This is a genomic window from Pseudomonas sp. PGPPP1 (assembly GCF_002255865.1).
GTDB lineage: Bacteria > Pseudomonadota > Gammaproteobacteria > Pseudomonadales > Pseudomonadaceae > Aquipseudomonas > Aquipseudomonas cremoris.
Window position 1 is genome coordinate 66,878 of record NZ_NKIG01000032.1, and the last position, 10,029, is coordinate 76,906.

Sequence of the window (10,029 nt, forward strand, 5' to 3'; positions counted from 1 at the left end):
TCTCAGGTTTTTTTTGGATGATGCCGCAACGATAGCACAGCGGCGGAAAACCCCGCGAAGAGTAGGTCTTCGCGAGGGCCGCTATTTTTTCAGAAAATTCAGACGGCTGAATCAGAAATATTGCATGACCTATCAGTCAGTTTTTCCCGGTTCATGCCCCAGCTCCAGCATCAACCCGCTCAAGCGCTTGACCTTGCGTCGCACCGCCTCCTCAAACACACCGCCACGGGGTTCGATCAGGCTGAACCAACGCTTGGCGCGGGTGATGCCGGTGTAGATCAACTCTTTGGTGAGTACCGGGTTCAATGCATCCGGCAGGATCAGCGCAGTGTGGGTGAATTCCGAACCCTGGGATTTGTGCACGGTCATGGCATACACGGTTTCCACATCGTTGAGCCGGCTGGGCAGCACGAAACGCACACCGCCCTGGCCATCGTTACGCGGGAAGGCTACGCGCAACACCTGGGGGCCCCCGTCGCTTTCCGGCAGCTTGAGGGCGATGCCGATATCACCGTTCATCAAGCCCAGGCCGTAATCGTTGCGTGTCATCAACACCGGGCGACCTTCGTACCATTGCTCATCGCCCTCGATCAAACGCACTTTGCGCAAGGCGGCGGTGATGCGCAGGTTCAACCCTTCCACACCCCAAGGGCCTTTGCGTACGGCGCAGAGCAGTTGGAACGCGTCGAAGGCTTGCAGCAGTTGTTGCGCCCAATGGGTCCAGGCGTGATCTTCGCGCGGCGTGTCGAGGCCTGGCCGCGCGCTTTGCAACAGGTTGAGGTAGTAGCGATAGCCCTGGGCACCGTCGCCCTGGCCGTCCAGTACCAGGCGCTCCAATGCGGGGTCGTGCTCACCTTTGAGGCTGATGCAGAACAGGTCTTTATGGGTACGCGCGGCCAATAATTTACGGGCCTCTTCAGCGTTCTGCTGGTTGACCCAGCGCGCCAACTGGCCAATGCCGCTGCCTTCGCCGAAACGTCGCGAGTAACGCAACATCACCACTTGTTGGGCCAGGGGATGAGTGCCGTCGAGGTCTTCCTGCAGCCCGCTTGCACTAAGGTCTTCACCGCTGACGGCTTGCAGCCATTGGCGAGTCTCGGGGCTGTACCAGCCAGCCTCTGCGTCGCGACACAAGTCACCGAGCACGGCGCCTGCTTCTACCGAGGCGAGCTGATCCTTGTCCCCCAGCAGCACCAGGCGTGCATGGGGCGGCAAAGCGTCCAGCAGGTTGGCCATCATTTCCAGGTCGATCATCGAGGCTTCGTCCACCACCAGCACATCCAGCGGCAACGGGTTACCGATGTGATGCCGGAAGTGACGCGTGCCCGGACGGCTGCCTAACAGACGATGAACGGTGGTGACTTGCGTCGGGATTTTTTCCCGCACATTGTCCGGCACCGTCAGCGATTGCACTTGCTGGCTGATGGACTCGGTAAGGCGTGCAGCGGCTTTGCCGGTTGGCGCAGCCAGGCGAATGCGCAACGGGCTGCCGGCCTCCACGGCGGGTGCTTGCAGCAAGGCGAGCAGGCGCACCACGGTTGTGGTCTTGCCAGTACCGGGGCCACCGGTGACGATGCTGAATCCACCGCGAGTGGCCAGGGCGCAGGCGAGCTTTTGCCAGTCGATCACACCATCGGGCGGCGGTTGGTTGAACAGGCTATTGAGGCGCTGAGGCAGGTCGGCGGCGACGCTTTCCTGGGTGGCAAGCCGCAAGCGCAAAGCGGTATCGATGCGCCGCTCGTAGGTCCAATAACGGCGCAGGTACAGGCGCGTGCCGGACAGCACCAACGGACGACTCTGGGCGGACTCACTGCCATCGCCCGCCAGCGCAACCAGGTGACTGGACGCCAAGGCCTGGCACCAGTGGGTGCCGTCGAGGCCGTCGAGCAGTTGCGAGGGCAGCAGCATGGCGCCGGTTTGCAGGTCGCCTTCGGGCGGCAATGACAGCGCAAAGTCCGGTGCCTTGAGGGTTTCGAACAAGTCGAGGCACACGTGGCCGTGGCCCAATTGGTGGCTGGTCAGCGCCGCCGCCAGCAGCACCAACGGATCGGCCTGTGGGTCGAGTTCGTGCAGGAAGCCGACGAAGGCTTTGTCCAAGGCGCGTAACCAGCCACGGTCAACCCAGCGTTCCAGCAGTTGCACCAGGTCGGCGGCGCGGCTGAGGGGCATCAACGCCTCAAGCGGTAGCGGCGACAGGCTCATAGCAGGACTCCTTGTTCCCAGGCGGGTTCGGCCTTGGGCGGGATGGGTTTGCCTTGGAACATTAGGTCCAGACTCTCGATCAGTTCCCGTGGTGGACGGGTGAAATACGCGCCTCTGCTGGCGGACTGAGTACCGCGCAGGAACAGGTACAGCGCCCCGCCGATGTGGCGGTCATAGTCGTAGTCCGGCAGCCGCGCCTTGAGCTGGCGGTGCAGGGCCAGTAGGTAAAGGACGTATTGCAGGTCGTACCGATGATCAAGGATCGACTGTTCCATGGCGTCCTGGGTGTAGGCTGAATCGTCAGGACCAAGCCAGTTGGATTTGTAATCCGCCACGTAGTAACGGCCGTCGTGCTCGAAAGTCAGGTCGATGAAACCCTTGAACATGCCGTTGAGCAGTACCGGTTCAGCGGCGACACGGGACACGCCATTGTGGGTGTGCTGACACACCCGTTTGTCGAGGGCGAGTACGTCGACTTTGTGGCTGGCGAACCAGAACTCCATCTCGATCTGGTACTGCTGCAGACTGCTGAGGGTGACGCAGTCGTTATCCACCGGCAGCGGCGTTTGCAGCAAGTGGCCCAGCCAGCCGCTGAGGGTGGGGATCCAGCCTTCCCAGTTACGTCGGTTGCAACGGGCGCCTACGGCGTTTTCGATGTCTTGCGGGGTGACGTTGAAGCCCTCTCCACCGGCCCACTCCAGCAGGCCATGGAGGAACGTCCCCGGGTTCGGACCGCGTGGGAAACGGTGAATATCGCCGCCGGACGCAGCCACTTCGCGAGGCGCGTCCGGGTCAAGACGCTCGTCATCGAACAGCTTCTGGGCCTGTGGGCTTTCCGGTGCCTCAAGCGTGGCGGCGCTCATGCTGTCGCCAATGCGCAGGGCGCTGTAGGACGCGATCCACCAGTTTTCAGCGGCCTTGCGTGTGGGTAGCAAGGGCGCGAGCAAGGTGGCTTCATTACGGGGCGGATGGAACAGGATGTCCTGGGCGTCAGGCACCTGCGCGTAATGGATCGCCGCGCAGCCTTCCTGCAGATCCAGCAGCCAACGCGTCAAGCCAGCGGACTCGCCCAGTGATGCGCCAGCGTCGAGCAGGTAGCCCACGGCAGACAGGTGCAACACCGAGCTGTTGCTGTTGCCGCGCTTGAGGTCGGCGATACCCAGCCAACAGGCGTGCTTGGCGCGAGTCAGCGCCACATAGAACAAACGCAGGTCTTCGGCGAGACGTTCATCGTCAGCTTGGGCGATCAACTCGGCAGTCGGGCGCAGGCTGACTTGGGAGCGGCCGTTTTCATCGTGGTAGTGAAGGGGCAACCGGCTGCCATCCACCGGTTTGGCCGAGCAGATGAAGGGCAGGAAAACCAGGTCGTACTCCAAGCCCTTGGACTTGTGAATGGTGACGACCTTGACCAGTTGCTCATCGCTTTCCAGGCGCAGGATCTGCTCCTCACCGGCCTGCCCCGACAGCGCCAGGTGTTCGGCCAGGTGACGGATCAGCGCCTGTTCGCCGTCGAGCTCTGAAGCGGCCTGTTGCAGCAGTTCGCTGAGGTGCAACAGATTGGTCAGCACGCGCTCGCCGTCGCTGCGGGCGATCAGGGTTTGCGGCAGTTTGAAGTCGTGAAGCAAGCGCCGCAGCATCGGCAGCACGCCTTGGGTACGCCAGATCGCGCGGTAGCCACGGAACTGCATCACGCGGGTTTCCCACGCGAGCTCGTCCTGATTCAGACGCTCAAGTTCGGGCAGTGACAGGTTCAGCGTGACGCAAGCGAGCGCGGCGCGCAGAGGGCGCTCGACGTCAGGCTCGGCACAGGCCTTGAGCCATGCCAATAGATCGTGGGCCTCCTGTGCAGCGAAGACCGAGTCCTTGTCGGACAGGTACACGCTGCGCACGCCACGCGCGGCCAGTTCGGCGCGCACGGCTTGAGCTTCCTTCCCATCGCGTACGAGGATGGCGATGTCTGACGGGAGTACGCCGTTGAAGCTACCGTCGGGCTGTAGGAAACCAGCGCTCCCCTGCTGCCCACCGTTGAGCAGGTCAACAATTTGTGTGGCACAGGCCGCAGCCAGTTGTTGGCGATACATCACGTTGGAAATCGGCTGATCGGTGGGCAAGTGCCAGAGGTTCATCGCCGGCAGCGTTTGGCCATCGACTTGCAAGTGCTCCTTGCGGCCTTGGGAGAGCACCGACTGGAACGGTACCGGGTTGGTGCCATCCGACTCGCGGAACAGGAATGCACCACGGCCCGTTTCTGCACGCTGGAACACATGGTTCACCGCATCGACCATCGCGTGGCTGGAGCGGAAGTTGGTGCCCAGGGTGTGGTGGCGACCCGTCGTGGACTGGCGTGCGCGCAGGTAGGTGTAGATGTCGGCGCCACGGAAGGCGTAGATCGCCTGCTTAGGGTCACCGATCAGGAACAGGCCACTGTCGAGGTGGTTTTCTTCGATGCGATAGATGCTGTCGAAGATGCTGTATTGCACCGGGTCGGTGTCCTGGAATTCATCGATCAGGGCCACCGGGAACTGCTCGCGGATCACACTGGCCAGTCGTTCACCACCTTCGGCCTGCAATGCGGCATTGAGGCGAACCAGCATGTCGTCGAAGCCCATTTCTGCACGACGGCGCTTTTCCTCTTCGAAGCGTTTACCGACCCAACCGGCGGCGTGTTGCAACACGGCGGCGTCGGGGGTTGGCAATGCGTCGAGGGCAGCCTTGAGGCCGGCCATCGCCTCGATGCCAGGGTGGTACGGCGGCTCGCCCTTCCAGGCTTCGGCCATGCCGTCGGGCGTCAGGCGGGTGAAGCCGGTGCCGATATCCAGTTCTTCCAGGGATTCATCAGCGGCCCAGGCGCTGATCTTTTCAAACCAGGGTTCAAAGTAGCGGGCTTGCATCTTGCGCCCGTCCACCGCTTTGGCGGCCACGGCTTGCAGGCAAATGTCGCGCAACTCGATGGCCCACTGTTGCCAGGGCGCCTTGAGCGCTTTTAGCGCTTCACGGCGTTCTAGCAGGCAGGCGTTGATCAGCTCGGCAGGGTCGCGGGTTTCATCGGTGGGCCGATCACTGCCGAACAGTGCACGCACACGCGGCATCAACGCAGCAGGGCCGCCCCAGTTGTTGCGTACCCAGTTGAGCGCATCGTCGTGCATCGGGTAGCAGAACAAACGCCAGTAGTCGCGCAGCACTTCGCCGAGCAGGTCGCTGTGGTCGGTTTCCAGGGTCTGGGTGAACAAGCTCCCACTGTCGAATGCATGTTCGCGCAGCATGCGCTGGCACCAACTGTGGATGGTCGAGACGGCGGCCTCGTCCATCCATTGCGCGGCGATGTCCAGGCGGTTGGCACAGGCGGGCCACTGCTCCGGGAGGTATTGGTCGCGCAGGTCGCTGATGAGCGGGTCGAGCTTTTCGATTTCACCACGGAAGAACCGTGCAGCTTCAGCCAGGCGGATTCGAATGCGCTCACGCAGCTCCTTGGTAGCAGCATCGGTGAACGTCACTACGAGGATTTGCGGCGGTAGCAATTCGCGGCCGAAACCTGACTCGTCACCACCATTACCGAGTACCAAGCGCAAGTAGAGCGCCGAAATGGTGAAGGTTTTACCGGTGCCGGCGCTGGCTTCAATCAGCTGGCTGCCTTTTAGCGGGAAGGCCAGGGCCAAGGGTTTGCTGCTCATGCGCCGGCCTCCTGGCTGGTGAGTGATCGCCATGGAGCGTTAATCAGGGGGCGGTACAGGGTTTCGCACCAGCCTTCGAACTCTTCGCTTTCAATAAGTGCGGCGTAGTCGGGGAATTGCCGGGTGAGCGCTGGGGTTTCACGGCGTTCGCCATCGGTGTTCACACCGTCGCCTTCGTAGGCTTTATGAGCGGCGACTTCGGCCTTGGCGGGGTCGGTTTGACCGAGCCACGCGAACGCGGTTTTAACCGCGACAGGGAGCGGTTTTTTCATCCCGGCGTGCCAGGCCAGCAGCAGGTTGCCGAGGATGTCCTGGGCGATGGCTTTATCCAGGGGTGGCAGCAGCAGGGTGTCATCGCTGGCGACCAAACCCGTGCTCAACGGCAGGCCGCAGGCACAGGCAACCACGTGATTGACCCAAGGACGAATCAGGCGATGCCACTTTCGACTCTTGATCGAACCGATGCTGTTGGGGATGGTGGTGACACTCAGCAAGCCGCCATCACTGCGTCGGTGCAGGCCGCTGATCCACCCTTCCAACTGGATGCCTTGATGCTCGAAACTGATCGGCTCTGCGCCGGTGTGCGGCGTGGGCCAAAGGGCTAGCAGTTGTTGGTAACGCTGCAACAGATCGGGTAAGGGCTCGATCAGCTCGTTGCGCAAGCATTCGCCAAAACCAACCATGGGCAACAAGCCGCTGCCTTGCAGGCGCTGAGCCTGGGCGTCGAGGGCTTGGTCGAGTCGGTCGGGCTGGCTCAATGCGGCGTTCAGCAGGCTGTCACTCAGGCTGTAGCGTTGCAACGCGTCGAGGACGAAGGGCTCTTCATCAGCCAACGGCACTTCGGCGGCTTCGAAGAACACTTTCAGACGTTGGCTGAAGAAATGTTTGACCGGGTTGCGCAGGAAGTCCTGCAGTTGGCCAAGGGTCAAGGGTTCTTCCTGTTGGTGCTGGGGCAGCTCGTCTTCTTGAGGGCTGGCCTCTTGCGCTTCGTGGAGCAACTGCCATTCGCGGGCGTAGCTGAAGAGTGGGTCGCCTGCGTGAAAATAGCGGGCACTGAAAGGTTGCAGCGGATGCTCCTGGGTCATGGCATCGACCAGCGATTCGTCGCTGGTCGCAAGGTGCCAACCACTGGCTAAGTGATCGCGCAGTTGGCCGATCAGGACCGAGGCCGGACGGTCGCTGTTGTCGCGAATGCTTCGGCCAACCCAACTGATGTAGAGCTGGTCGCGGGCGGAAAGCAGCGCTTCCAGCAGCAAGTAGCGATCGTCTTCGCGGCGTGAACGGTCGCCGGGGCGGTAGTCGCTGCCCATCAGGTCGAAGTCCAGAGGCGGTTGTGCACGCGGGTAATCACCATCATTCATGCCCAGCAGGCAAACGAGCTTGAACGGGATCGCACGCATGGGCATCAAAGTGCAAAAATTGACAGCACCGGCGAGGAAGCGCTGAGACAAACGCCCCTGATCCAGGCCGGCCAACCATGCCTCGCGGACTACAGTGAGCGGTAGTTCATCCTGCAGGCCAACGGATTCGCAGGTTTCCAGCCAAGTTTCCCTGAGTTGCTCAAGCTGGCCCAGCAGGTAGTCGTCATGTTCGCTGCTGGGAAGGAAAAACAACTGCATGAGGCGCTGTAGACGTTCGCCCCATTCGGGGGGCGACGCTGGCTGGGACAGCGCTTGGTGTGCGTCATTGAGGGCGTCGAGTAAAGCCACCAATGGCCCGATCAGCGCGGCGTCGAGGCCACCGATTTCATCGTAGGGTTCTATGCCTTCGCAGGCTGCACCCGTGCCGACGGCGTAACCCAACAACATGCGGCGCAGGCCAAATCGCCAGCTGTTCTGCTCCAGTTCATTGGGTAGGCCGAGACCCGCGCGTTGTTCGGCGTTGAGGCCCCAACGAATGCCAGCGCCTTCGATCCAGCGGTGCAGCGTGGGCAGGTCGCGCTCCCTGATGGCGAAGCGTTCACGCAAGGCCGGAACGTCGAGCAGGTCGAGAATTTCACTGACGGGGAAGCGACTGTCCGGAAGCTTGAGCAGATGTTCGACGGCGATCAGCAGAGGATCACGCCCGCGTTGACCTTGGTCAGTCAACGTAAAGGGGATGAAGCGGGGATCACTTCTTTCCAGTTGGCCGAACACAGCACGAATGTGCGGGGCATAACTGTCGACGTCGGGAACCATGACGATGATGTCCCGAGGGCGCAGTGTGGGGTCCGCGCTGAAGCGTTGGAGCAGTTGATCGTGGAGGATTTCCACTTCGCGTTGGGCGCTGTGGGCGATATGGAAACGGATGGAGGTGTCCTGCTCCAGATCGACGGCGGGCCATAGATCGCGGGTTTCATTAAGGGGGCGCAGTTCGAGGATATCGTCCTGGAGCTGGTTTAGCAGCGTGGTGGGGACACTGTCACTGAACAGGTCGATGCGGCCATCACGGAATGCGGCGCGGTAGCTGTTGGGATCGTCGTAGCTGTCCAACAGGCTGATGTAGTCGCGGCCTTGTTTGCCCCAGGCCGCCAGAAGTGGATGAGCGTGCTGGTGCAGGGTTTGCGGATCGATGGTGACCGGCATGCCGGCTTTGCGCGCCTGGCGTTTGTATTCGTTACGCAGTAGGTCTTTGTCGGCGACGATGTCGGACCAGTGGTGGCGGCAAGGGTTGTGTACACACAGCAGCACTTGGCTGAATCTCGCAAGGCCGGCAAGGGCCTCCAACGCTTGCGCTGGCAACGAGGAAATACCAAAGACGATGACCCGGGAAGGCAGGCCCGGAGGGGCTTTCTCTAAGGTATTGATGCGTTCGATAAAACGCTGATGCACACCCGCACGGCTTTCAGCCATGCCTTCTTCGCCCACATCCAGCAGCAGCGCGCGCCATAGTTCAGCTTGCCAGCAGTTGGCCGGATTGAGCGGTTTGGATTCACCGCGACCATTGCGCAGCTGGTGACGGCCCGCGGCCCAGTCTTCCAGCCAATCGGCGCGATAGACCTGATATTGGTCAAAGAGGTCCGCCAGGCGCTCGGCGAGTTGGTAGCGTTTGCGCAGATCGGTGTCGTGCGTGAGGAAGCGCTGCAGCGGCTCAAAGTGCGGCTGATTGATAAGCTCCGGTAGCAGTCGCATCAGGCGCCAGGTCAGTGGGGCCTTATCGAGCAGGGACTTGGGGGGAATTTCGTCACGTCCCAGGACCATACGATAAAGCTGCCACATAAAGCTGCCTGGGAGCTGCACGTCGATCGCAGCGGCAATGCCGCAGCCGCCCATGTCATCGTCTTCAGGATCTTCGGCCAGAGCGAGCTTAAGCCACTGGGCGATACCGTTGCTTTGCACCAAGGCGATTTCGTTTTCCAGCGGGGCCAAGGGATAGCGGCGCATCCAACTGACCACCAGGCTGCGCAGTTCGTCTAGGCGGTTGCCATGAACCACCATGAATCCAGCGCTTAGGGACGTTGCATCCGGCATAACGGCTTCCTTGGGAAAAGCAAAATCGAGGCGTGGACTTTAGCATTTAAGGCCCACGTGATGAGCCTGTTCGCACTTTCCGATCGCCCAAAACAAAACCCCTGACTGCGTTAGCAATCAGGGGTTCTGGAATTTAATCTTGACGATGACCTACTCTCACATGGGGAAACCCCACACTACCATCGGCGATGCATCGTTTCACTGCTGAGTTCGGGATGGGATCAGGTGGTTCCAATGCTCTATGGTCGTCAAGAAATTCGGGTACTGAGTCGTGACCTGTTGGTCTCGCTTCAGCAAATTGGGTATGTGATAGCTTTCGGTGTTTTGTGAACGTCGAACTTTCGGTTCATTTCGTCTTCACACACCGCAATCTGGTGCCTTTTCAGGTCAGCAAATTGCTTGGGTGTTATATGGTCAAGCCTCACGGGCAATTAGTATTGGTTAGCTCAACGCCTCACAGCGCTTACACACCCAACCTATCAACGTCGTAGTCTTCGACGGCCCTTCAGGGAACTCAAGGTTCCAGTGAGATCTCATCTTGAGGCTAGTTTCCCGCTTAGATGCTTTCAGCGGTTATCTATTCCGAACATAGCTACCCGGCAATGCCACTGGCGTGACAACCGGAACACCAGAGGTTCGTCCACTCCGGTCCTCTCGTACTAGGAGCAGCCCCTCTCAAATCTCAAACGTCCACGGCAGATAGGGAC

At 60.9% G+C, this 10,029-nt stretch carries 3 protein-coding genes and 2 rRNA genes; all 5 read right to left on the bottom strand.

Annotation, left to right across the window (positions count from 1 at the left end; genetic code table 11):
* Positions 1 to 132: 132 nt before the first annotated feature.
* Complete coding sequence (gene recD, locus CFE47_RS26450) at positions 133 to 2,202, bottom strand: exodeoxyribonuclease V subunit alpha (protein WP_286841571.1); 2,070 nt, start codon at positions 2,200 to 2,202, stop codon at positions 133 to 135.
* Positions 2,199 to 5,873, bottom strand: a complete 3,675-nt coding sequence (gene recB / locus CFE47_RS26455; protein ID WP_286841573.1) for an exodeoxyribonuclease V subunit beta — start codon at positions 5,871 to 5,873, stop codon at positions 2,199 to 2,201. Before recB ends, recD begins: the two co-directional genes overlap by 4 nt.
* A complete protein-coding gene (gene recC, locus CFE47_RS26460; RefSeq protein ID WP_286841575.1) occupies positions 5,870 to 9,322 on the bottom strand; it encodes an exodeoxyribonuclease V subunit gamma in 3,453 nt (1,150 codons plus the stop codon). Before recC ends, recB begins: the two co-directional genes overlap by 4 nt.
* A gap of 137 nt (positions 9,323 to 9,459) precedes the next feature.
* Positions 9,460 to 9,575, bottom strand: a 5S ribosomal RNA gene (rrf, locus tag CFE47_RS26465).
* Positions 9,576 to 9,732: 157 nt separating this feature from the next.
* Positions 9,733 to 10,029: ribosomal RNA gene (locus tag CFE47_RS26470) — 23S ribosomal RNA — on the bottom strand; the annotation flags it as partial.